General features: G+C 75.5%; 19 protein-coding genes and 3 tRNA genes. 6 read left to right on the plus strand and 16 right to left on the minus strand.

Features of this window, described 5'->3' with window-relative positions; translation table 11 throughout:
- Positions 1–16 precede the first annotated feature (16 nt).
- Positions 17–346 (minus strand): putative quinol monooxygenase, encoded by a 330-nt coding sequence (locus ATL51_RS22930; protein WP_100879901.1) that lies wholly within the window; start codon positions 344–346, stop codon positions 17–19.
- A gap of 203 nt (positions 347–549) precedes the next feature.
- Between ATL51_RS22930 and ATL51_RS22935 the strand changes: the two genes are divergently transcribed.
- Positions 550–1527: a helix-turn-helix transcriptional regulator gene (locus tag ATL51_RS22935; protein ID WP_167410036.1), complete on the plus strand. Its 978-nt coding sequence runs from the start codon at positions 550–552 to the stop codon at positions 1525–1527.
- Between the two features lie 9 nt (positions 1528–1536).
- Here the strand turns inward: ATL51_RS22935 and ATL51_RS22940 are convergent, their stop codons facing one another.
- Genes ATL51_RS22940 through ATL51_RS22950 form a run of 3 tightly spaced genes read right to left on the minus strand, consistent with a single transcriptional unit; the run spans position 1537 to position 4456 of the window.
- Complete coding sequence (locus tag ATL51_RS22940; RefSeq protein WP_100879903.1) at positions 1537–2523, minus strand: asparaginase; 987 nt, start codon at positions 2521–2523, stop codon at positions 1537–1539.
- A 43-nt stretch (positions 2524–2566) separates the two neighbouring features.
- Positions 2567–3769, minus strand: coding sequence for an FAD-dependent oxidoreductase (locus ATL51_RS22945; protein ID WP_100880886.1), 1203 nt, complete (start codon positions 3767–3769; stop codon positions 2567–2569).
- Positions 3770–3823: 54 nt separating this feature from the next.
- On the minus strand, positions 3824–4456 hold the full coding sequence (locus tag ATL51_RS22950) for a class I SAM-dependent methyltransferase (RefSeq protein WP_157818493.1): 633 nt from the start codon (positions 4454–4456) through the stop codon (positions 3824–3826).
- Positions 4457–4623: 167 nt separating this feature from the next.
- On the opposite strand from ATL51_RS22950, the gene ATL51_RS22955 reads away from it, so the two are divergent.
- Positions 4624–5106 carry a VOC family protein gene (locus tag ATL51_RS22955; RefSeq protein WP_100879905.1) on the plus strand — a complete coding sequence of 161 codons (483 nt, stop codon included), beginning with the start codon at positions 4624–4626 and terminating at the stop codon, positions 5104–5106.
- Between the two features lie 21 nt (positions 5107–5127).
- Here the strand turns inward: ATL51_RS22955 and ATL51_RS22960 are convergent, their stop codons facing one another.
- From ATL51_RS22960 to orn, 5 genes are all read right to left on the minus strand, one after another.
- The gene (locus tag ATL51_RS22960; RefSeq protein WP_301549143.1) at positions 5128–6573 is read right to left on the minus strand and encodes an MFS transporter; all 1446 of its coding nucleotides are present in this window, start codon (positions 6571–6573) and stop codon (positions 5128–5130) included.
- A 94-nt stretch (positions 6574–6667) separates the two neighbouring features.
- Positions 6668–6740 (minus strand) — tRNA-Lys (locus ATL51_RS22965).
- 23 nt (positions 6741–6763) lie between these two features.
- A tRNA-Lys gene (locus ATL51_RS22970) sits at positions 6764–6836 on the minus strand.
- An 81-nt stretch (positions 6837–6917) separates the two neighbouring features.
- Positions 6918–6990: transfer RNA gene (locus tag ATL51_RS22975), tRNA-His, on the minus strand.
- Between the two features lie 64 nt (positions 6991–7054).
- Positions 7055–7687, minus strand: coding sequence for an oligoribonuclease (gene orn / locus ATL51_RS22980; protein ID WP_100879906.1), 633 nt, complete (start codon positions 7685–7687; stop codon positions 7055–7057).
- 79 nt (positions 7688–7766) lie between these two features.
- Here orn and ATL51_RS22985 point away from each other — a divergent pair, with 79 nt between their 5' ends.
- The gene (locus ATL51_RS22985) at positions 7767–9329 is read left to right on the plus strand and encodes a helicase HerA-like domain-containing protein (protein WP_301549144.1); all 1563 of its coding nucleotides are present in this window, start codon (positions 7767–7769) and stop codon (positions 9327–9329) included.
- Positions 9330–9337: 8 nt separating this feature from the next.
- Here ATL51_RS22985 and ATL51_RS22990 read toward each other — a convergent pair whose 3' ends face one another.
- The 5 genes from ATL51_RS22990 to ATL51_RS23010 all read right to left on the minus strand — a co-directional run bounded on the left by ATL51_RS22990 (position 9338) and on the right by ATL51_RS23010 (position 17371).
- Positions 9338–10975 carry a PH domain-containing protein gene (locus tag ATL51_RS22990; protein ID WP_301549145.1) on the minus strand — a complete coding sequence of 546 codons (1638 nt, stop codon included), beginning with the start codon at positions 10973–10975 and terminating at the stop codon, positions 9338–9340.
- On the minus strand, positions 10972–11523 hold the full coding sequence (locus tag ATL51_RS22995; RefSeq protein ID WP_100879907.1) for a PH domain-containing protein: 552 nt from the start codon (positions 11521–11523) through the stop codon (positions 10972–10974). Before ATL51_RS22995 ends, ATL51_RS22990 begins: the two co-directional genes overlap by 4 nt.
- A gap of 189 nt (positions 11524–11712) precedes the next feature.
- Positions 11713–13794: a glycosyltransferase family 39 protein gene (locus ATL51_RS23000; RefSeq protein WP_301549146.1), complete on the minus strand. Its 2082-nt coding sequence runs from the start codon at positions 13792–13794 to the stop codon at positions 11713–11715.
- Positions 13795–13880: 86 nt separating this feature from the next.
- Positions 13881–15170, minus strand: a complete 1290-nt coding sequence (locus ATL51_RS23005; protein ID WP_100879909.1) for a bifunctional glycosyltransferase family 2/GtrA family protein — start codon at positions 15168–15170, stop codon at positions 13881–13883.
- Positions 15171–15253: 83 nt separating this feature from the next.
- Positions 15254–17371: a glycosyltransferase family 39 protein gene (locus tag ATL51_RS23010; protein WP_392567382.1), complete on the minus strand. Its 2118-nt coding sequence runs from the start codon at positions 17369–17371 to the stop codon at positions 15254–15256.
- A 234-nt stretch (positions 17372–17605) separates the two neighbouring features.
- On the opposite strand from ATL51_RS23010, the gene ATL51_RS23015 reads away from it, so the two are divergent.
- The 3 genes from ATL51_RS23015 to ATL51_RS23025 all read left to right on the plus strand — a co-directional run bounded on the left by ATL51_RS23015 (position 17606) and on the right by ATL51_RS23025 (position 20029).
- Positions 17606–18124 carry a GNAT family N-acetyltransferase gene (locus tag ATL51_RS23015; protein WP_100880890.1) on the plus strand — a complete coding sequence of 173 codons (519 nt, stop codon included), beginning with the start codon at positions 17606–17608 and terminating at the stop codon, positions 18122–18124.
- Positions 18121–18906, plus strand: a complete 786-nt coding sequence (locus tag ATL51_RS23020) for an HAD family hydrolase (protein WP_073575405.1) — start codon at positions 18121–18123, stop codon at positions 18904–18906. The genes ATL51_RS23015 and ATL51_RS23020 overlap by 4 nt, the downstream gene beginning before the upstream one ends.
- 130 nt (positions 18907–19036) lie before the next feature.
- On the plus strand, positions 19037–20029 hold the full coding sequence (locus ATL51_RS23025; protein WP_100879911.1) for an IS481 family transposase: 993 nt from the start codon (positions 19037–19039) through the stop codon (positions 20027–20029).
- Here ATL51_RS23025 and ATL51_RS23030 read toward each other — a convergent pair.
- Positions 20026–20937 (minus strand): sucrase ferredoxin, encoded by a 912-nt coding sequence (locus ATL51_RS23030; protein ID WP_100879912.1) that lies wholly within the window; start codon positions 20935–20937, stop codon positions 20026–20028. The two genes, ATL51_RS23025 and ATL51_RS23030, sit on opposite strands and share 4 nt — an antisense overlap.
- 53 nt (positions 20938–20990) lie before the next feature.
- Complete coding sequence (locus ATL51_RS23035; protein WP_100879913.1) at positions 20991–22661, minus strand: AMP-binding protein; 1671 nt, start codon at positions 22659–22661, stop codon at positions 20991–20993.
- Between the last annotated feature and the right edge of the window lie 81 nt (positions 22662–22742).

The following is a 22742-nucleotide window of genomic DNA, read 5'->3' on the forward strand; positions in this document are numbered from 1 at the left end:
CCGGCCGGCCCGGCGCTCAGCCGGGCAGGCCGGTCAGGCCGGGCCCGCCGAGCGGGGTGACCTCGATGTAGTCCGGCGGGGCGGTGAGCAGCGCCAGCACGTCGCCCAGGCCGCTCTCGCCGATGTCGCGGCTCAGTGCCGCCTCCGACGAGGCCGCGTCGGACCACATCTCGGTGACCCAGACGACGTCGGGCTCGTCGGGGGTGGCGTTCACCACGTAGGCGAGGCAGCCGGGCTGGGCGGCCATGTCGTCGGCGACGCGGAGCAGCGCGCCCGCCAGTTCGGTCCCCTGCCCCTCCAGGGCCACCATCCGCACGTACCGGCCGACCCGCTCGCTCGTGTCCACGGCGGCGACCGTAGACGGCCCCTCCCGGCGTCCCGGGGCCGGGGCGGGCTCAGCCCGCGGGCTCGTCGGCGTCGCCGCGGCCGCCCCTCCACACCGGAGGTGGTGCCGACGATCTCCTCGGATGCCCTGGTTCCGGTCTACTCCGCTCCGTCCGCCGCCATCCAGGACAGGATCGGACCGGAATCGGCGGCACACTGGTCGTCGTGATGGGGACATCGGCGCGGCTGCTGCGCCTGCTCGGACTGCTGCAGGTGCCGCGCGACTGGACGGGGCCCGCCCTGGCCGAGCGCCTCGACGTCGACGTGCGCACCGTCCGCCGCGACGTCGACAAGCTCCGCACCCTCGGCTACCCGGTCCACTCCACCCCCGGGGTGACCGGCGGCTACCGGCTCGGCGCCGGGGCCGCGCTGCCACCCCTGCTGCTCGACGACGACGAGGCCGTCGCCGTCGCGGTCGGGCTGCGGACCGCCGCGGGCGGGTCGGTCTCGGGCATCGAGGAGACCTCGGTCCGGGCCCTGGCCAAGCTGGAGCAGGTCCTGCCGAACCGGCTGCGTCGCCGCGTCGCCGCGCTGGGCACCGCGACGTCCACACTCGCCGCGCGCGGCCCGACCGTCGACGCGGACGTGCTGTCCGCGCTGGCCGCCGCCTGCCGCGACCACGAGGTCCTGCGGTTCGACTACGTCGCGGGGGACGGGACCGAGACCCGCCGGGTCGCCGAGCCCGAGGGCCTCGTGCACACCGGGCGCCGCTGGTACCTCGTCGCCTGGGACACCGGCCGCGACGACCGCCGCACCTTCCGGGTGGACCGGATGCGGCCCAAGCTGCCCGCCGGGCCGCGCTTCGTCCCGCGCCCGGAACCGGAGGGCGGGCTCGCCGCGTTCGCCCAGCGCGGCATCTCCTCGGGTGCCTATCCGCACCGGGCACGGATCGTGTTCCACGCCCCGGCGGAGCGGATCGCCGAGCACGTCACCCCGGCGTCGGGGATCGTGACCGACCTCGGCGGGGACCGCTGCGAGCTCGCGGCCGGGGCCTGGACCCTGGAGTCGCTGGCGGTGTGGCTGTGCTTCTTCGGCGTCGACTTCGAGGTGGTCGAGCCGGTCGAGCTGGTGGAGCACCTCGACGCGGTCGCCGCCCGCCTCGGGCGGGCCGCGGACCACACGCGCGCGAACGGCGGCGGCTGACCGGACCGCTCAGCCCACGGCGCGGACCGCGCCGACGGGCGTGCCGTGGCCGAGCACGTCGGTGCGGGTCGCGGCGGTGAGTGCGTCGGACCCGGCGCCGAGGGACTCCAGCACGGCGCGGGCGACGACCGGCAGTGGTCGCGGCGACCCGTCCAGCACGGTGACGGCGAACGCCCGTCCGTCGGGCAGCGCGGCCGCCAGCACACCCTCGGCGCCGTCCTTGGCGACCAGGCCCGGCACCGCGCCGGCCAACCGGGTCACCGGCCGGTCCGTGCCGCCGACCCACCACGGGTGCGCGCGGACCGCGGCCGCGACCCGCCCCTCGGCGGTGCCCGGGGCGGCCGTCGCCAGCGTCGCGAAGGCCCTGGCCAACCCGGCCGTGGTGGTGCCGAACAGCGGGGCGCCGCAGCCGTCGACGGTGGTGACGCCGACCGGCACCCCGGTCAGCTCGGCGACGGTCTCCCGGACCAGCCGCTGCAGCGGGTGCGCGGGGTCGCGGTAGCCGGCCGTCGGCCACCCCGCGGACACGCAGGCGGCGAGCATCGCGGCGTGCTTGCCCGAGCAGTTCTGCAGCACCGGCGACGGTCCCGCCCCCGCCGCACGGACGGCCGCCGCGGCCGCCGGCCCCAGCGGGAGGTCCGGGGTGTTGTCCAGGTCGGCCTCGTCGAGCCCGGCACCGGTGAGGATGCGCCGGACGCCGTCGACGTGGCCGGGCTCGCCGGAATGCGAGGCGCAGGCCAGCGCGAGCAGCTCGTCGTCGAGGTCCAGCCCCGCCCGCAGCATCGCCACCGCCTGCACCGGCTTCAGCGCCGAGCGCGGCAGGAACGCCACGTCCGGGTCGCCGGAGCCGGTCACGGTGCCGTCGCGGTGGTGCACCGCGACGGTGCCCAGGTGCACCGACTCGACCGTGCCGTCCCGCTCGACGACGGCCAGCGGGACGGCGGCCGCGAGGACGGGCGGGACGGTCGGCGCGGTGGCGGGTCCGGGGGTGCTCACCGGCCCGACGCTACGTCCCGCACCGGGGGCGCGGCCGTCGGCCTCAGGCGGGAACCGGTGCCGGGCCGAGCCCGAGCGCCCGCTCCAGCTCCGGAGACGGGTGCACCGGTACCGGGCCGTAGGCGTTGCCGCGGGCGGAGCGCCGGCGCACCGCGGGCACCCGCATCAGCAGCCGGACGAACGCCGGCGGGGTGATGGTGCGCCCGCGCCCGCGGGCCCGTGCCACCCCGCGCTCGATGCGGACCTGCTGGGCCTGCACGGACACGATCGCGGGCTCCCGCTCGGCCTGGACCGCGGCGAGCGTCGCGGTGCCGACCGTGCCCGCCCGCAGTGCGGGGACCAGGTGGTTCGCCGCGGCGAGCGCATCCTGCAGGGCCATCAGGATCCCGTTGCCGCCGACCGGGGAGATGACGTGCGCGGCGTCGCCGATCAGCAGCAGCCCCGGTCGGTGCCAGGTCGGGACGCGCGAGATGTCGACCGAGAGGAGCGTCGCCTGGTTGAGGTCGGTGAGCAGCCCGACCCGGTCGGCGAGCCACGGCACGCGCTCGGCCACCTCGCGCCGCACGTACTCCACGCCTGCCTCGCGCAGCGCCGGGTAGCCGCCCTTGGGCAACGACAGCCCGACCTGCCAGCGGCCCGGGCCGCCGAGCAGCCCGACGTAGTGGCGGGTGCCCAGGAACAGGTCGACGTCGGCGTCCGGCGGGTCACCGTCGCGGTGGGGGAGCGCGAACCACAGCAGGTCGGTCGTCGCGCCCTGCGACCGTGCGGTCAGCCCGGCCAGCGACCGGATCCTGGAGAACCTGCCGTCGGCGGCGACGACCAGGCCCGCCGCGAGCTCCTCGCCGGACCGCAGCCGCACCCCGCGCACCGGGTCGTCGGCGGTGCCCGCCCCGAGCAGTCCGGTGACGGCGGCCCCGGTGCGCAGCTCGAAGGCCGGCAGCGCGGCGGCCTCCGCGGCGAGGAAGTCGAGGAAGCGGGCCTGCGGCATCAGGGCCACGTAGTCGTACGGGGTGTCGAGCAGGCCGTAGTCGGTGGTGGTCACCACGCCCCTCGGCGTGCGGAACCGGAACTGACGGGCCGGCACGTGGGGCAGCGCGAGCAGCCGGCCGGTCAGCCCGAGGCGGTCGAGCAGCTCCAGGGTCCACGGGTGCAGGGAGTCGCCGCGGAAGTCGCGGTCGAAGTCCCGGTGGCGTTCGAGCAGCGTCACCGGCAGGCCCGCCCGGGCCAGCAGGTAGGCGAGCAGCATGCCGCCGGGGCCACCGCCCGCGACGATCGTCCGTTCCGCGGTCACCCGGCCATGTTAGCTCACCGAACGAGTGTCTTGTCCATCGAGAGAGTTGAACTGGGGGAGCGGCCGGCGGCACAGGAAGGTGCGGGCGGGCGGCGGGTTGCGCCACTCGGTCGCGGTCTCCACGACCTCGTCGAAGTGGGTGTCGAGCAGGTCGCGCAGCACCCGCACCCGGTTCGGCAGCGCCATCCAGGTGATGATCATGCTCATCACCCCGCCCGGGACCAGCCGGCGCGCGATCGTGCCCATGACCTGCAGGCGCAGGGTCTGGGGGAACACCGCCCACGGCAGGGTCGAGACGAACGCGTCGACCTCGGTGATGCCGGCCTCGTCGAGGATCCGGTCCAGGTCGGCGACGTCGCCCTGCACGACCTCCAGCCACGGCTTGTGCCGGCGCAGGTGCGCGACCAGCTCGGAGTCGATCTCGATCGCGAGGTAGCGCGCGTGCGGCCCGAGCCGCTCGCGGATCGGCTCGGCGAGCACCCCGGGTCCGGCGCCGAGTTCGACGACGACGCCGTTCGTCCCGCGCGGGACGACGGCGGCGAGCTGGCGGCACAGCCGCCGTCCGGTGAGGAACGGGGTCGCGAGCTGGTCCATCTTCGAGAACGAGCGTTTGAGGAAGACGGCGTGGTCGGGTCGGGCCATGGGGTCCATCGTGGCGGGCGCGGGCTCCGCGGTCATGTCGGGGCGACCCGGGTCACCCGCCGCGGCCGCGACGACCGTGCGTCCTCCGGCGCCGCACCCGTCGAGCGCGACGCCGGGGGCGTCCGTGCACGCTGTACGTGTCCCGACACCGAAGGAGAGGTACCGCTGTGCCCGCACCGACCACGGAGACCCCCGCGACCCCCGCGACCGTCACGTCCGTCCGCCCGCCCTTCCACCTGGCGATCCCGGTGGACGACATCGAGGCGGCCCGGGAGTTCTACGGCACGCTGCTCGGCTTCGGCCGCGGCCGCTCCGCCGAGCGCTGGACGGACTGGAACGTCGCCGGGCACCAGGTCGTCACCCACCAGGTCGGCGAGCCGTCGGACACCCCGCGCGCCGGCGTGGCCGGGAGCAACCCCGTCGACGGCCACGACGTGCCGGTCCCGCACTTCGGCCTGGTCCTGAGCGTCCCGGAGTTCCGGGCGCTGGCCGAGCGGCTCACCGCCGCGGGCACCGACTTCGTCATCGAGCCCTACGTGCGGTTCGAGGGCGAGCCGGGGGAGCAGTGGACGATGTTCTTCCTCGACCCCGCGGGGAACGCGCTCGAGTTCAAGGCCTTCGCCGACCTCGGGCAGCTCTTCGCCGTCTGAGGTCGGGGAGGCTCCTCCCGCTCAGGACGCCCGGGCGGGGGACGGGGCCGCGGGGAACAGCGCCGCGACCCGTGCCGCCGAGGCACGGGCCCGTGCCGTCGTCCCCAGCACTCCGAGCACCACGACCGCCACCGTCAGCGGCGTCACGACCGCCCACGCCGTTGCGACCCCGGCGGCGGTGCTCGCCGCGGTGGCGACCACGGTCCCGCTGACCGCGACGCCGAACGACTGCCCGGCCTGCCTGCTCGTCGAGGCCACCGCGGCGGCGACCCCGGCCCGCTCCGGCGGCATCCCGTTCACCGCGGTGTTCGTGATCGGCGGGTTGAGCAGGGCGAACCCGCAGCCGAACAGCCCGTGCGCGAGCAGGATCAGCCACAGCGGCGTCGTCGGGGAGAGCTGGGAGAAGGTGAGCGCGACCAGCACCATCGCGCTCCCGCCCAGCACCAGCGGCAGGCGTGCCCCGCGGGCGGCGACCATCCGCCCGGACAGCGGCGCGACCACCGTGGTGGCGACGGCGGCCGGCAGCAGGGTCAGCCCGGCCTGCAGCGCACCGAGCCCGCGGACGTCCTGCAGGTAGAGCGCGGACAGGAACAGCAGCGAGCCGAACGCCGCGAACGCGCAGACCGCGATCACCGTCGCCGAGGCGAACGGGGCGCTCCGGAAGAACCGCAGCTCCACCAGCGGTTCGGGGTGGCGCCGCTCCCAGACGACCAGGGAGACCAGCGCGACGACGGCCAGCGCCGCCAGCCCGAGCACCCCCGCCGACGACCAGCCCAGCCGCGGCCCCTCGATCACCGCTGCCACCGTCGACCCGAGCAGCGCCACCACGAGCAGCTGCCCCACCGGGTCGGCCCGCCGCGGACGGGCGGCCCGCGACTCCGGGACGAGCCGCGCCGTCAGGATCCAGGCCGCCAGCACGACGGGGATGTTCACCCAGAAGATCGCCCGCCAGCCGACGGTGTCCACGAGCAGCCCGCCGAGCACCGGGCCGACGCCGAGCGAGATGCCGACCATCGCGCCCCACACCCCGATCGCGCGGGCCCGCTCGCGGACGTCGGTGAAGACGTTGGTGATGATCGACATGGCGACCGGGTTGAGCATCGCGCCGCCGAGCGCCTGGACCACCCGTGCCCCGATCAGCCAGCCGACCGTCGGGGCCAGGCTGCACAGCAGCGACCCGACCCCGAACAGGACGAGCCCGGTCTGGAAGACGCGGCGGCGCCCGACCCGGTCGGCCGTCGCACCGGCCAGCATCAGGAAGCAGGCCAGCACCACGGTGTAGGCGTCGACGGTCCACTGCAGCTCGGTGATCGAGGCGCGCAGGTCGGTGACCAGGGCGGGGAGCGCCACGTTGATGATCGTGACGTCCATCGAGACGATCAGGATGCTGGTGCACAGCACGGCCAGGATCAGCAGCCGGTGCCGGCGTCCGGCGGGACCGGCCGGTACGACGACGTCGTTTCCCACGGCATCTCCTTGTCCGGAGCTAACCAATCTGGGGCGACGATAACCCGGGAACGACGACGGCCGCCCTCCCGTGTGAGGAGGACGGCCGTGGCGGTGCGCCGTCAGGGACTTGAACCCCGAACCCGCTGGTTAAGAGCCAGCTGCTCTGCCAATTGAGCTAACGGCGCATGTGTTCACTTGTGGTCCTGCGTGCGCCGTCAGGGACTCGAACCCCGAACCCGCTGGTTAAGAGCCAGCTGCTCTGCCAATTGAGCTAACGGCGCGTGTGGAGTTGTCGTGCCTCGCTCACGCACGGAGGATCGATCCCGGGCGTGCGATGGGATCGATCGCCGAGGCGGCGACCGGGTGAGTGACGGGACTTGAACCCGCGGCCCCCTGGACCACAACCAGGTGCTCTACCAACTGAGCTACACCCACCATGCGTTCTCCCGGGCACTCCCGGAAGCGCTGAACCACTGTAGCCCGCCCGCTCCGGGGGGTGTCAGGCGGGGGTCGTACCGCCCTCCGGGGGTGCCGCGACGTGCGCGACCGCGGCCGCGGCGGCCTGCGCCTGCTCGGTCGTCGGACCGGGCGGGGCCACGAACAGCGCCTGCCGGTAGTAGGCCAGCTCGCGGATCGACTCGCGGATGTCGGCGAGCGCGCGGTGCGCGAGGCCCTTCTCCGGCTTCGCGTAGAACACCCGCGGGAACCAGCGCCGCGCCAGCTCCTTCACCGAGCTGACGTCGATCATCCGGTAGTGCAGGTACCCGTCGAGCTCGGCCATGTCCCGAGCGATGAAGCCGCGGTCGGTCGCGATCGAGTTGCCGGCCAGCGGCGCCGAGCGGGCGTCCGGGACGTGGGTGCGGACGTAGTCGAGCACCATCTTCTCGGCCTGCTCGATCGTGACCGTCGCGCGCCGGACCTCCTCGGTCAGCCCGGACCGGGCGTGCATGTCGCGCACGACGTCGGGCATCGCGTCGAGCTTCGCGTCGTCACAGGCGATGACCACGTCGACGCCCTCGCCGAGGATGTTGAGGTCGCCGTCGGTGACCAGTGCCGCGATCTCGATCAGGGCGTCGGAGCCCAGATCCAGCCCGGTCATCTCGCAGTCGATCCACACCAGCCGATCGGTCATCGTCACAGCCTAGGTGACGTCGTCGCGACCGGCGCGAGCCTCGGCCGTCACCGTCGGGGGAGTGCCCTAGGCTCGCGCCGTGGCTGACGACACACCTGCCCGCACCATCGCCGCCGGATACGCCACCGACGGAGCTGTGCTCGAGCTCGGCACCGTCATGGTCGACGGGGTGTGCGACCCGCAGGCGCGGGTCCGGATCCCCCTCGCGACGCTGAACCGGCACGGCCTGGTGGCCGGGGCGACCGGCACCGGCAAGACCAAGACACTGCAGGCCCTGGCCGGGCAGCTGTCCGACGCCGGGGTCCCCGTCCTGCTCGCCGACGTCAAGGGCGACCTGTCCGGCATGGCCCGCGCGGGCGAGCCGGACGACAAGGTCACCGCCCGCGCGACCGACACCGGCGACGACTGGAGCCCGACCGCGTACCCGGTGCAGTTCCTGTCGCTGGGCGACGGCGGCGTCGCCGTCCCGGTGCGGGCGACGCTGACCCAGTTCGGCCCGATCCTGCTGGCCAAGGTGCTCGGCCTCAACGCCACCCAGGAGTCCACCCTCGGCCTGATCTTCCACTGGGCCGACCGGCGCGGGCTGCCGCTGCTGGACACCAAGGACCTGCGCGCGGTCATCCAGCACCTCACCTCCGACCAGGGCAAGGCCGACCTCAAGGGCATCGGCGGGGTCTCCCCGGCGACGGCCGGGGTCATCCTGCGCGCGCTGGTCAACCTGGAGGCCCAGGGCGGCGAGGAGTTCTTCGGCGAGCCCGAGTTCGACCCCGCGGACCTGATGCGTCAGATTGACGGCAAGGGCGTCGTCACCCTGCTGGAGCTGGCCGAACGCGCCGCGAACCCGGTGCTGTTCTCCACGTTCCTGATGTGGCTGCTCGCCGAGCTGTACGAGGAGCTGCCCGAGGCGGGCGACCTCGACCGGCCCAAGCTGGTGTTCTTCTTCGACGAGGCGCACCTGCTGTTCACCGACGCGTCGAAGGCGTTCCTCGACCGCATCGAGCAGACCGTCAAGCTCATCCGGTCCAAGGGCGTCGGCGTGTTCTTCTGCACCCAGCTGCCCACCGACGTGCCGAACGAGGTGCTGTCCCAGCTGGGCGCGCGGATCCAGCACGCGCTGCGGGCCTTCACCCCGGACGACCAGAAGGCGCTGTCGCGCACCGTGCGGACCTACCCGAAGTCCGACGTCTACGACCTGGAGTCGGCGCTGACCTCGCTGGGCACCGGTGAGGCGGTCGTCACGGTGCTGTCCGAGCGCGGCGCGCCCACCCCGGTCGCCTGGACCCGGCTGCGGGCCCCGCGCTCGCTGATGGCGGCCCTGCCGGTCGACGACGTCCGCGCCGACGCCGCCGCCTCACCGCTGCAGGCGAAGTACGGGCAGATGGTGGACCGCGAGTCCGCCTACGAGAAGCTCACCGCGAGCATCGCGGCCGGGCCGGGCGGCGAGGCGACGCCGGTCGAGGCGCCCCCGGCACCCGCCCCGGAGCCGGGCCAGGCCCCGCCGCCCCCGCCGCAGGACTCGCCGGGCGGCGGGTTCTTCTCCAAGATCGGGGACTTCCTGCAGTCGCCGACCGGTCGTCAGCTCACCAACACCGTGACCCGCGAGATCACCCGCAGCCTGTTCGGGACCCGCCGGCGTCGCTGACCCACGGGTCAGGCCCGGAACGGGGTGACCGCGTCCGGGGTCACCGCGGCCATCAGTGCGACGGCGTCGGCGGGGTCGAGGTCCAGCACCTGCACCGCGCCGCCGCCTGCGGCGGTGGTCGCCTCCAGCGTCAGCACCCCGGCTCGGCGCTGGAACAGGCTCTGCCGCACCCGCCATCCGATGACGCCGTCGCGGCGCAGCGCGGTCGTCGTGCGCAGCAGCGACCCGTGCCGGGCGACGAGGTAGCGCTCGTCGAGCCGGTGGCCCAGGGCGCGGTAGCGGTCCAGCGCGAGCGGCACGGCCACCACGACCAGCGCAACGCCGACGACGACCGGCCAGACCGCGGCGTCGAACCAGGCGAAGACCCCGAGGGCGACGGCCGGGACGAGCGCGGGGCCGACCGCGCGCACCAGGCGCCGGGCCCGGGCCCGGGCCGGGTGCGCCCGCAGCGGGCCGTCGGTGACCGGGCCGGTCGCGCGTGCGGCCGTCGCGGCGACGGCGTGGGCGTGCGCGCGGCGCACCGGCGGGCCGAGTGCGCCGCCGCCGGAGTCCGTGTCCTCCCCGGCGAGCCCGACGGTCAGTGCCCCGGCCTGGGCACCGCCGCCCAGGGCCCGCACCAGCAGCGGCTCGGACACCGTCACCCCGCGCAGCCGCTGCTCGGACACCGACAGCGACCGCTTGGTCAGCAGGCCGCGTCGTACCCGCAGCGTGCCGTCGGGCTCGCGGCTGAGCCGGTAGTCCCACCAGCGCTCCACGAACAGCACGATGCTGCCGGCGACCATGACCAGCAGCAGGAGCGCGACCGAGACGAGCACGGTCGCCCAGACCGGTGCGGCCGACAGCTCCCCGGCGACGGCGTCCGCGCCGGGCAGCGAGCGCGGGTCGAGGCCGGTCTCGTTGAGCACGTTCCAGCCGGCGCCGGCCAGCGCACCGATCGCGGCCAGCGAGCTGACCGTCAGCGGGGCGAAGCGCAGCGAGGACCAGTCGATCCGGTCGAGCTCCTCGCCCGCGGGGTTGACGGGATCCGCCTCGCCGACGGTCCCGTCCCCGCCGGCCGCGTCCCCGTCGGCACCGTTCCCGTCGGAACCGTTCCCCTCGACCCGGGCCCGGTCCGCCCCGGTCCCGCCGGCGACCGCGGCCGGTCCGCGTGCCGGGGCGGGGCGGGCGAGCAGCTCGCGGCGCAGCCGTTCGGCCTCGTCGGTGGTGACGGCGTCGAGGTCGAGGCCCGCGTCCGACCCGCTCTGCCCGGAGCCGACCTTCACCACCGACAGCCCGACGAGCCGGTGCAGCAGCGGTGCGGTCAGGTCGACGGTGCGGATCCGATCCCGCGGCACCGAGCGGCGCTGCCGGTTCAGCAGCCCGCTGTGCAGCTCGACGCGTTCGTCGGTGATCCGGTAGCGGGTGGTGCGCCACCGCACGACGCCCACCGCGACCGCGACGACGACCGCCGCCCCCGCGATCCAGACCTGGGTGGAGTTGCCGCTGCCCGCGCCGAACAGGACCAGCACGACCAGCGCGGGGGCCAGCCGCAGCAGCGCGGTGGCCGGGCCGACGAGCAGCATCCGGCCCGGCAGCCGTCGCCAGCCGACCTCCTCGGGGGGCGTGCCGGTGCCGTCCGCGGGTGCGACGGGTACGGGCTCGGTCACGTCGCGTCCCCGCTGTGCCGCCCGGTCGTCTCGGTGAGCCTGCGGGCGAGCTCGGCGGCGGCGTCGGCGTCGAGCCCGGCGATGCGGACCGGGCCGCGGGCCGATGCCGTCGTGACGGTCACCGTCGCCAGGCGCAGCGCCTGCTGCAGCGGGCCGTGCTCGGTGTCGACGGTCTGCACCCGCGGGATCGGCGCGATCCGCCACTCCCGCACCAGCCAGCCCGACCGGGTGTAGACGGCGTCCTCGGTCACCTCCCAGCGGTGCAGCCGGTACCGCAGACCGGGCACGACGAGCGTCCCGACCAGCAGCCACAGCACCGTCAGCACCACGGTCGCGACCAGCACCCCGTGCCACGGCACCGCGGGCAGCAGGAACCACGCGACGACCTGGCCGGCGAGCAGCACGAGCGGGACCGGCACCGCCGAGAGCCGCCACCACCAGATCGCGCGGGGGTCGACCCGGTTCGCGGGTGGGCGCAACGGGAGCGGCAGCGCGTCGGTCGGGATCCCGGGTCCGGGGTCGCCGGTGCGGGGGCCGGTGGCGGTCATGGTCCCACTCTGCCGAACCGCACCCGGCGGGAGCATCCGAGCACGCCGTCGGAGACCCCACTGTGGCCGAAAGGGGGGCGTGGCCGACAGAGTGGCGCGGCCGACAGAGGGGTGCCGCCGAGTGGCACACCACGTGCGTCCGGAATCCGGGTCCGGGTACGTGGTGTGCCACTCGGCGGGCGACGACGGTCAGTGGGCCGGCGCGGACAGGTCGTAGACCGTGGTGCCGTCGACGGTCGTCGCGGTGTAGTGCTGCGCGACCCAGGCGGTGATCTCCGCCCCGGTGCCGCGGCCGCCGCCGGGGCCGCCCCGCTCGCCGCCGCTGACGAAGTACCGGACGTCGCCCTGCGCGACGTACTGCCGGAACTGCTCCAGGGTGGGGGAGTCGTCGCTGCCGGAGAAGCCGCCGATCGCCATGACGGCGCTGTCCCCGCCCGCGGCGAGCATCATCGACGCCGCGCCCTGCGAGCCGATCGTCGCCGCCGCCCAGCGGGCCGGTCCTGCCTCACGCAGCAGGGCCACGACCTGGGCGCTGGTCCGCTCGCCTCCCGGACCGCCACCGGGCATCCCGCCCGGCCCGCCCGCGCCGGGCTGCCCGGCACCATCCGGCGCGGCACCGGCAGGCAGCCCACCGGCATCAGTGGCGCCGGTGCCCGACGGGCCGGCACCGGTCGTGGTCCCCGGTATGCCCGCGTCGGTGCCGTCGGTGCCGTCGGTGCCGTCGGTCCGGTCCGCCCCGCCCCGTCGGTCGCGGGGCCCGCCCATGCCCCGGTCGGCGCCGGCGCCCGACGGCCCGGCCATCGGTGTGGAGCCCTCGTGCGTGGTCGCCGCGGTCTGGACCGCGTACGCGGCCGGCGCGGCGACCCCACTCAGGACCGCGACGCCGAGGACCACGGCGAGCCACCGTCGCCCCCGGGCGGGGACCAGCAACGCCGCACCGGCGGCGACGCCCGCCACCAGCACCACCCACCGCAGCCACGGCAGGAACTGCGGCGACCCGCCGAGCAGTACGAACGCCCACACCGCGGTCCCGGCGGAGGCGACGGCGAGCACCCCACGGACCCACCGGCGGTCCCGGTACCGCAGGAGCTCGCGGGCGCCGACCGCGACCAGCGCCGCGATCCCGGGCGCGAGGGCAACCGCGTAGTACGGGTGGACGATGCCCTCCATGAAGGACAGCACCAGCACGGTCACCAGCGTCCAGCCGCCCCACACGATCAGCGAACCGCGGACCGCGTCGGTGCGCGCGGCTCGACCACGGAGCACCAGCGCCGCGACGAACAGGAGCAGCGCGGCCGGCAGCAGCCAGGAGACCTGGGTGCCGAAGGAATCGCCGAACATCCGCAGGAACCCGGCCCGGCCGCCGAAGGCCGCGCCCATACCGCCCCCGGGCCCGCCCGGTGGCATGCCGCCCCCGGGCACGGCACCGGCCGCGCCGCCCGGGAGACCGGCGGCGTCGGGCATCCCGCCGCCGAACGCGGCACCGGGCCTCCCGCCACCGCCGGGCCCGCCGCCCTCGCCGCCGACGATGCGGCCGAGACCGTTGTAGCCGAACGCCAGTCCGAGCGGGGTGTTGTCCCCGGACCCGCCGATGTACGGGCGGGCGTCGACCGGCCACAGCGCGACGGCGAGCAGCCACCAGCCGGAGCCGACGACGATCCCGGCACCGCCCACGAGAAGCTGCCACACCCGTCGCCACGGACGGCCGGGCGCGGCCCACAGCCAAGCCAGAGCCAGACCGGGCAGCACCAGGAACGCCTGCAGGGACTTGGTCAGGAACGCGAACCCCAGCACCAGCCCGACTGCGGCGATCCACCGGGTCCGGCCGTCCTCCAGACCACGGACCAGCAGGTACGCCGCCAGGACGAGCAGCAGCGTCAGCAGCGCGTCGGGGTTGTCGAACCGGAACATCAGCGCCGCGACCGGAGTCAGCGCCAGCAGCGTCCCGGCGAGCAGCCCGGCGCCGTGCCCGGACACCCGGCGCACCGCGGCGTAGAGCAGCCCGACCGCGGCGATGCCCATCAGTGCCTGGGGAACCAGCAGGCTCCAGGAGCTGAACCCGACGATCCGGGCGGCGAGCGCCATCGGCCACAGCGACGCGGGCGGCTTGTCGACGGTGATGGCGTTCTGCGGGTCGAGCGAGCCGAAGAAGAACGCCGTCCAGTCGTTCGCCCCGGCCTGGACCGCGGCGGCGTAGAAGGAGTTGGCCCAGCCCGAGGAGCCGAGGTCCCACAGGTAGAGCAGGCCGGTGCCGGTGAGGAGAGCGATCACCGATGCGGCCCGGAGCCGGCGGTGCGAACCGCCGGCCGGGGGTGGGGAGGCGTCGGACCGTGTGGGGTTCCGGTCGAGGGTGCTGGTCACTGCAGGGTCGCCTTCTCCATCGGGATGGTGGCGGAGGCCCGGGGACGGAACACCCAGGCGCGGAACAGGACGAAGCGCAGCACCGTCGCGACCAGGTTGGCCCCGACGATCACCGCCACCTCGACGGCCGGGTGCGCGCCGGGCGCGACCACTCCGAGAACGACGAGTGCACCGGTGGTCAGCCCCAGTCCCAGGGCGAACACGACAAGGCCCTGGAACTGGTGGGTGACCGCCCGGCCCCGGCCGCGGACGCCGAAGGTGAACCGCCGGTTCAGCGCCGTGTTCACGACCGCGCACAACAGCATCGCGACGACGTTCGCCGCGATCGGCCCGAGCACCCCCCGCAGGGCGAGGAACAGCACCAGGTTCGCCGCCGTCGAGGCGACGCCGATCGCGGCGAAGCGGGCCAGCTGGAACGGCATCGCCCGGGGCACCCCGGGCACCTCCGGCGGGGCCAGCGGCGCCCGCCCGAGCTGCGCGCGGACCTCGGCCAGCGGCAGCGCACCCGTCGCCAGTGCCCGGCCGACCCGCCACACGCCCTTCAGGTCCGCGACGGCCGTCGCCACGATGTCCACGCTGGAGTCCGGGTCGTCGACCCAGTCGACCGGCACCTCGTGGATGCGCAGCCCGGACCGCTCGGCCAGCACCAGCAGCTCGGTGTCGAAGAACCAGCCGGTGTCCTCGACCAGCGGCAGCAGCCGCCGGGCCACGTCGGAGCGGATCGCCTTGAACCCGCACTGGGCGTCGGAGAAGCGTGCCGAGAGCGCACCGCGCAGGATCAGGTTGTAGCTGCGCGAGATGAACTCCCGTTTCGGGCCGCGCACCACCCGCGAGCCGCGACCCAGCCGGGTCCCGATCGCGAGGTCGGAGTGCCCGGACACGAGCGGGGCGACGAGCGGGAGCAGCGCGCCGAGGTCGGTGGACAGGTCGACGTCGCAGTAGGCGAGGACATCGGCGTCGGAGTCCGACCAGACCCGGCGCAGGGCGCGGCCGCGGCCCTTCTGCTCCAGGCGCACCGTGCGGACCTCGGGGATCTCGGCGGCCAGCCGCCGGGCGATCACCGGGGTGGCGTCGGTGCTGGCGTTGTCGGCGACGGTGATCCGGAACGAGTAGGGGAACCCGGAGGTGAGGAACGCGTGCAGGCGCCGCACCGAGGACTCCAGCTCGCGCTCCTCGTCGAAGACGGGGACGACGATGTCGAGCACGGTCCGGCCGCGGTCGGACGGACGCGCCTCGGGGTGGCCCGGGTGGGTGCCGGTCGCGGGGCCGGCGACGACTGTGGTCATGGGATCGACGATCGGGGCCTGCGCTGTCGCGGCCGTGTGATCGACCTGTGCGTCGGCTGTGAGCCTGTCTGCCGCCCGCCGGGTCACGACGCGCTCAGGTCGTGGAGGGTGACGCCGTCGACGGTGCGGGCCGGGAACGTCGCCGCGACCCACTCGGCGATGAGGCGCGCCTCGTCGCTGCCGCCGGAGGCGGTGGAGATCATCCCGCTGCCCGCGGAGCCGATGAACCAGTGGATCCGGTGCTGCGCCACCATCTGCTGGAACTGCGCGAGCGTCGGGTAGGGGTCGGTGCCGTTGAACCCGCCGACAGCGAGCACCGGTGCCCCCGACGCCAGCTGGTAACCCGCCGCCTGCATCGAGGTCACCGTGGCCGCGGCCCAGGTGAAGTCGTCCGCGTCCGCCGCGATCAACCCTGTGACCTGCGACGACGGCGTGGGGGCGCTGAGGATGCCCCCTGGGCCGCCGCCGCGCCCGCCGGCACCGCCCGGCCCCCGGGTGGGTCCGCCACCGGCCCACCGGCCGCCCGGCCCGCCCGCCGTCGCGGCACCCGGGGCGCCCGCGGACCCATCGTTCCCGGCCGCACCCGCAGCCGCGCCGCCCCCGGTCGCGCCCGGTGCCCCGGGGGCCCCACCGCTGACGGTTCCGGCCGGGCCGGGTGCGCCACCCGGGGCGCCGGACCCGGAACCGGCCCACGGCCCGCGCATCGTTCCGGGGCCACCCCGGGCCCCGCCCGGTCCGGACGCGTAGCCCTCCGGCCCGGAGCTCGGGATCGCGCCGGTGTGCGGGGTCGCCGCCGTCCCCAGCGCCCAGGCCGTCGTCCCACCGGCCCCCGCCAGCAGGGCCGCGGTGAGCACCCCCGCCGCGAGCACCCGCGGCATCCGGTGCACCCCGAGCAGGGCGAGGGCCGCGCCGAGCCCGATGACGAGCACCGCCGGGCGCAGCCACCCCAGCCAGGCCGTGGGCAGCAGCGCGTAGGCCCACACGGCCGTCGCCGCGACCGCCGCGGCCAGCCACCAGCGGGCGGCCGCGGACGCACGGTCCCGCCACAGCGTCGCCCCGCCGATCCCGACCAGCGCGGCGACGGCCGGGGCCAGCGCGACGGTGTAGTAGCTGTGCACGATCCCGGCCATCAGGCTGAACGTCAGCCCGGTGACCAGCAACCAGCCGCCCCACAGCACGGTCGCCGCACGCAGCGGGTCGGTGCGCGGGGCCCGCCGGGTCCACCACAGCAGGGCCCCGAGCAGCACCAGCGCCGCGGGCAGCAGCCAGGACGCCTCCCGGCCCATCTCCGACCCGAACAGCCGCAGCAGCCCGGTCTCGCCCCAGCCACCGGCACGTCCGCCCGCGCCGCCGCCGACGGAGCCGACCTCGTCGCCGGTGAGCCGGCCGACGCCGTTGTAGCCGAAGACCAGCTCCAGCACGCTGTCGCCCTGGGAGCCGCCGATCCAGGGCCGGTCCGCGGCCGGCCACAGCTCCACGACGAGCACCCACCAGCCCGCCGAGACCAGCAGCGCGGCCCCGGCGACGAGCAGCGCCCGGATCCGCGGCCACCAGGCGAGCGGGGCGGCGAGCAGCCACACGGCGGAGAACGCCGGCAGCACCAGGAACGCCTGCAGCATCTTGGTGAGGGAGCCGTAGCCGACCAGGAGGCCGACGAGCACCAGCCACCGGGTGCGGCCCTGCTCGACCGCCCGGGTGAGGGAGTAGGCGGCGCCGGTCAGGACGAGCACGAGCATCGCGTCGGGGTTGTCGAAGCGGAACATCAGCACCGCGACCGGGGTGAGCGCGAGCGCGGCCCCGGCCACCAGCCCGGCCCCCGGCCCGGCGACCCGGCGCACCGCGGCGTGCAGCAGCGCGACCGCGCCGACGCCCATCAGCGCCTGCGGCACCAGCACGCTCCAGCTCGACAGCCCGAACAGCCGCACCGACAGCCCGATCGGCCACAGCGCACCCGGCGCCTTGTCGACGGTGATCCCGCCGGCCGCGTCGGAGGCGCCGAAGAACCACGCCGACCAGCTCTGCCCGCCCGCCTGCGCGGCCGCCGCGTAGAACGCGTTGGCCCAGCCCGAGGCCGACAGCCCCCACAGGTACAGCGCGGCCGTCGCGGCGAGCAGCACCGCGAGCGGCAGGTGCCGCCATCGGCGGGTCGGCGGCGGGGACGGTGCGCGGGCGGGCCGGGGCCGGGACAGGGTGCTCGTCACCCGGGCGACGCTGCTCCGCCGCGCTGTGCGGAACCGGTGATCGACCTGTGAACCACCTGTGCCGGTCAACCCCCCCGGTCCGTCGATCAGTACCTGAGCGCTGCGAGCCCGGGCCGTGCCAGCCCTCATGTACTGATCGACGCAGGGACGCAGGGACGCAGGGCGGACGCGGGCGGTGTGACGCGGGACGGCGCCGCGGTGCGGGGCGGGCGGGTGCGGGGGAGGATCGGCGACGTGCCGGTCCCCGCGTCGACCCCGGAGCCGGTCCTGGCCGGCCCGCGGCTGCTGCTGCCCGGGTGGACCCCGCAGGTCGCGGCCGCGGTCGTCGCCGGCACCCGGCACCCGGACTGGGCGCCGGACTTCCCGGCCGAGGGCGACCGGATCGTCGCGGTGCTGCTCGCCCGCGATCCGTCCGGGCCGGGCTGGGGCGAGCTCGGGCACCGGCTGCTCGTCGAACGCGACGGCGGTACGGTCGTCGGCGGCGCGGGCCTGTTCCCCGCCCCCGACGACGGCCCGGCCGCCGTCGAGCTCGGTTACGGCGTGGTGCCGTCGCGCCGCGGCCGCGGCTACGCCGTCGAGGCCGCCCGCCTGCTGCTCGCGCTGGCCCGCACGGCCGGGGCCTCGCCGCTGGTCGCGGGTGTCGAGCCCGGCAACCCCGCCTCGGAGCGGGTGCTGGAGCGGATCGGGATGCGCCCCACCGGGACACGCGACGGCGTCACACGGTTCCGGCTCGACGTAGGGTCGACCCCGTGATCAGGCTCGTCGCGCTCGACATCGACGGCACCATCGTCCACGGGCGCAGGCCCCCGAGCCCCGCGGTCCTCGACGCGATCGCGCTCGCCGGGACCCGGGCCGAGGTGATGCTGTGCACCGGCCGGACCGTCGTCGGCGTGGCCGGCGCGCTGGACGCGATCGGGCTGCGCGACGGCGTCACCCTGACCTCGAACGGCGCGGTCGAGATGGAGACCGCGACCCGCCGGGTCCTGGCGATGGAGCGGCTCGCCCCCGAGGCCGTGACCGCGGGCCTCGACGCGATGAGCGAGCTGTTCCCGGGGGCGGTGTTCGCCTGCGAGCACGTCGGCGTCGGGCAGCGGGTCAGCGCCCCGTTCCCGGACGGCGTGCTCGCCGGCACCGTCACCGAGGTCGGCCGCGCCGGACTGCTCGACGAGCCGACGCCCAAGCTCGTCATGTACTGGCCGGGGCACGACCCGGACGAGACCGCCGCCCGGGCGGCCCGGCTGCACGTCCCCGGCACCGAGCCGACCCTGGACCACGAGCTGCCGTGGGTCACGCTGGTGCCGGCCGGGGTGTCCAAGGCGTCCGGGCTCGCGCGGGTCGCGGCCCGGCTCGGCGTCGACCGCTCCGAGGTACTCGCCGTCGGCGACGGCGACAACGACCGCGCGATGCTGCGCTGGGCGGGCCGCGGGATCGCGATGGGGCAGGCCCCGCCGCAGGTGCACGCCGACGCCGACGAGTCCACCGGCACCGTCGCGGAGGACGGCCTGGCCCGCGCCCTGGAGCGCGCGTTCGGCTAGTTGTACTGACCGGAGACGTTGGTCGAACTCGTGTGACGACACGATCTAGCTGATCTTGAAGGGTGAGGACCTCCTGCGGAGGGTGTGGAGCTGTCGAAGGCACCCGCACCCACAACCACAGGAGGTCCTCGTGGTCCACGCTAACGCTCCACTGTCCGAACGCGGCCGACTGCGCCTGGCGCGTCTGATCGTCGAGGGCGACGTGCCGATCGCTCAGGCCGCTGCCCGGTTCCAGGTGGCCTGGCCGACCGCGAAACGCTGGGCCGACCGCTACCGCACCGACGGCCCGGCCGGCATGGCCGATCGCTCCAGCCGGCCGCACCACTCGCCGCGGGCGACGCCGGCACCGGTGGTGCGCCGGATCGTGCACCTGCGCTGGAAGAAGCGCCTGGGCCCGGTCCAGATCGCCGACCGGGTCGGTGTCGCTGCCTCGACCGTGCACCGGGTGCTGGTGCGGTGTCGGATCAACCGCCTCGCCCATGTCGACCGCGCCACCGGAGAACCAGTGCGTCGCTACGAACACCCCGCCCCCGGGGATCTGCTGCACGTGGATGTGAAGAAGCTGGGCAACATCCCCGACGGCGGCGGCTGGCGCTATGTCGGGCGCGCCCAGGGAGACCGCAACCGGGCCGCGACCCCTGGGAAACTTCGCAACGCCTACCACCAGGCGAAGATGGGCACGGCGTTCGTGCACACCGTGCTCGACGACCACTCCCGCCTGGCCTACGCCGAGATCCACGACGGCGAAACCGCCGCCACCGCGATCGCTGTGCTGCGCCGCGCGGTGGCCTGGTTCTCCGCCCGCGGGGTCACCACCCGCCGAGTCCTGTCCGACAACGGCTCGGCCTACCGCTCCCACGCCTGGCGCGACACCTGCCACGCGCTGCGGATCACCCCGAAACGCACCCGTCCCTACCGCCCACAGACCAACGGAAAGATCGAACGGTTCCACCGCACTCTCGCCGACGGCTGGGCCTTCGCCCGGCTCTACACCGGCGAGTCGCAACGCCGAAAGGCGCTACCCGGGTGGCTGCACGAGTACAACCACCACAGGCCCCACACCGCCATCGGTGGTCTCCCACCGATCAGCAGGTTGACCAACCTGTCCGGGCAGTACAGCTAGTGCTCGACGGGGGTGCCCGCGACCAGCGGCGTCGCCGCCTCCAGGGCCGCCCCGCAGGACGGCGGCCGTGGCGGCAGCGAGGAGTCGATGACCACCGGCACCGTCCAGACCCGGCCGTCGCGGGACCGCACGGTCACGTCCCCCGGGCCGTCGACGGCATCGACGAGCAGTGCGGACGCGTCCCCGATGCCGGTGTGCTCGCGCACGGCGAGTTCGGCGAGCTGGCGGACCGGGTCCAGCCCGGTGTGCCCGCGGCAGCTCCACGGGTCGACGCCGCCCCCGGCCGCGGCCTTCAACGCGGCCAGCGCGCCGCCGGTGTCGAGGCGGCCGTAGGCGTAGCCGGTGGGCAGCACCAGCGCGGTCGGCGCGAACCGGTGCCCGCCGAGGTGGGTGCACTCCCAGACGTCGGCGCCCTCGGCGGCCAGCTCCCCGGCGAGCGCGCGGCCGCGGACGGCGCAGCAGACGTCGCGCCTGCCGTGCGCGCACACCAGCATCACCGGGTCGGTGACCGGGGTACCCGCACCCGGGTCGAGGTCGATGCGGGCGAGGTCGTCGGTGCCCCGCACGGTGCGCGCCCACACCCGCGAGCCGCCCGGGGCGAGGTCGGCGACGTAGACGGTGCGGTCGCCGTCGGCGTCGCAGCGGCCCTCGCGACCGGGGCGGCGGATCAGGAGGAGGATGACGTCGTCGGCGCGGAGCCGGTCGCAGAGCGCGGTGACCGCCGGGTCCGGGTGGTCGGCGACCTTCCGCGGCCACGCCCCGATGTGCTCGACGGCGACGAGGCGGCGCACGTGCGGCGCGGTGCCGGTCATCGGCTCGCCGACGGCCTCGCTCAGCCCGGCACAGCCCCCGGCGGGCGCCCCGGCGGGGGGACCGCCGAGTGCGCCACGTGCCGCAGTGACCGTCATCGGGCCATCTTAGGGAAGGTTTCCCTGACTTCAACCCGGGACGCCCGGTCGGGTCACTCCCGGCCGGGGAGCTCCGTGCGCAGGACCTTGCCGGTCTGGTTGCGCGGCAGCTCGTCCAGGAAGTGCACGTCCCGTGGGGCGGCGAACTTCTCCAGGTCGGACTTCACCCGGCTGCGGATCGCGTCCGCGGTGACGTCGGCTCCCGGCTCGAGCACCACCCAGGCGGCGAACCGCTGGCCGTACTCGTCGTCGTCCACCCCGAGCACACAGGCCTCGAGCACCCCGTCCATCCCCGAGACGAGCTCCTCGACCGGGCCGGGGTGCAGGTTCTCCCCGCCCGAGACGATCATGTCGTCGGCCCGGCCGGTGAGGAACAGCCGTCCCTGCTCGTCGAGGTGCCCGACGTCGCCGGTCCCGAGCAGTCCGTCGCGCTCCTCCAGGCCGTCCTCGCCGCCGGTGTAGCCCTCGAACGGCAGGTCGTTGCCGACGAACACCCGGCCGTCGACGCCCGCCGCGGCCGGGGTGTCGTCGTCGTCGAGGATGACCAGGGTGGTCCCGGCCGGGGCGCGGCCCGCGGTGCCGGGGGCGTCGCGCAGGTCCTCCGGTCCGGCGATCGAGACCCAGGAGACCTCGGTGGAGCCGTAGAGGTTGTAGAGGCAGTCGCCGAAGCGGTCCATGAACCGGTTGGCCTGTCCGCCGGGCAGCGCCGACCCGGAGACGGCCACGATCCGCGGGCCCGCCGGGTCGTCCCCGCCGTCGCCCCAGCCGTCGGCGTCGGACTCCAGGACGCGCTGCAGCATCACCGGCACCGCGAACACCGTCGTGCACCGGCGCTCGCGCACGGCGTCGAGGAATCCCTCGGGGGTGAACCTGCGGCGCAGCACGACGGTCGCGCCGTGCAGCGAGGCGAGCAGCAGCCCGGCGTTGCCCCAGGTGTGGAACAGCGGCGCGGCGATGTGCGTCGGCTCACCGGCGCGCAGCGGGATCGCCGACAGGATCGACGCCGCCGGGGCGAGGGTCGAGGGGTGCGGCCGCTTGGCACCCTTCGGCGTCCCGGTGGTGCCGGAGGTCAGCACGATCTGCTTGGACGGCTCCGGCTTGAACGGCAGCTCGCCCGGCCCGCCGCGCTCGACCATCGCGTCCAGGTCGTCGAGCGCGCGGTCGCCCGCGCGGCGCGGCCCGTCCGGGGTGCGGGTCAGCACGACGCGCGGCCCGTCCGGGACGATGTCGAGGAAGTCCGGGTCGGCGACGAGGGTGTGCAGCTGCTGCTGCTCCTGCACCCCGCGCAGCTGCTCGGCCGAGAGCCCGGTGTTCACCAGTACGACGTCGGCGCCCGCCTTGCCCGCCGCGACCATCGCCTCGATCGGCGCGCGGGCGTTGCGGCACAGCACGCCGACCGGGGCGCCCGGCCCGGCGCCGGAGTCGAGCAGCGCCAGCGCGAGGCTGTCGGTGCGGGCCTCCAGCTCGGCGTAGGTGGTGACCCCGTCGTCGTCGACGACGGCGAGCCGGTACGGGTGGCGGGCCGCTCCGACGGCGAACGCGGCGGTGATGCTGTTGCCGTAGCGCACCAGGGCCCGGCCCATCCCGTACAGCTTCCCGGGGCCGAGCGGGCGGACGACTCCCGAGCGGGTCAGGGCCACGGCGGCGCGGGCGGTGCCGCTGCCCAGCTCGTAGGCGGTACGGGCGGTGCCGGAGAGGTTCTGGAGCAGCGGGGAGCCAGCCATGCGGCGCAGTCTGGCAGGGCCACCCGTCGGGTCGCCGGGTCCGGTGCGGGGATCTGTGTCAGAGGTCACTGAGCATGTCCG

It is taken from the genome of Pseudonocardia alni, assembly GCF_002813375.1.
In the GTDB taxonomy this organism is placed as follows: Bacteria; Actinomycetota; Actinomycetes; order Mycobacteriales; family Pseudonocardiaceae; genus Pseudonocardia; species Pseudonocardia alni.

Coding starts and splice junctions, on each gene's coding strand:
- orn (WP_100879906.1), bottom strand. CDS start 7,687: ATGACCGATCGGCTGGTGTGGATCGACTGCGAGATGACCGGGCTGGAT.
- ATL51_RS23035 (WP_100879913.1), bottom strand. CDS start 22,661: ATGGCTGGCTCCCCGCTGCTCCAGAACCTCTCCGGCACCGCCCGTACC.
- ATL51_RS23030 (WP_100879912.1), bottom strand. CDS start 20,937: ATGACGGTCACTGCGGCACGTGGCGCACTCGGCGGTCCCCCCGCCGGG.
- ATL51_RS23005 (WP_100879909.1), bottom strand. CDS start 15,170: ATGACCACAGTCGTCGCCGGCCCCGCGACCGGCACCCACCCGGGCCAC.
- ATL51_RS22995 (WP_100879907.1), bottom strand. CDS start 11,523: ATGACCGCCACCGGCCCCCGCACCGGCGACCCCGGACCCGGGATCCCG.
- ATL51_RS22945 (WP_100880886.1), bottom strand. CDS start 3,769: ATGCTGCTCGCCTACCTGCTGGCCCGGGCGGGCCTGCCGGTGACGCTG.
- ATL51_RS22950 (WP_157818493.1), bottom strand. CDS start 4,456: ATGGCCCGACCCGACCACGCCGTCTTCCTCAAACGCTCGTTCTCGAAG.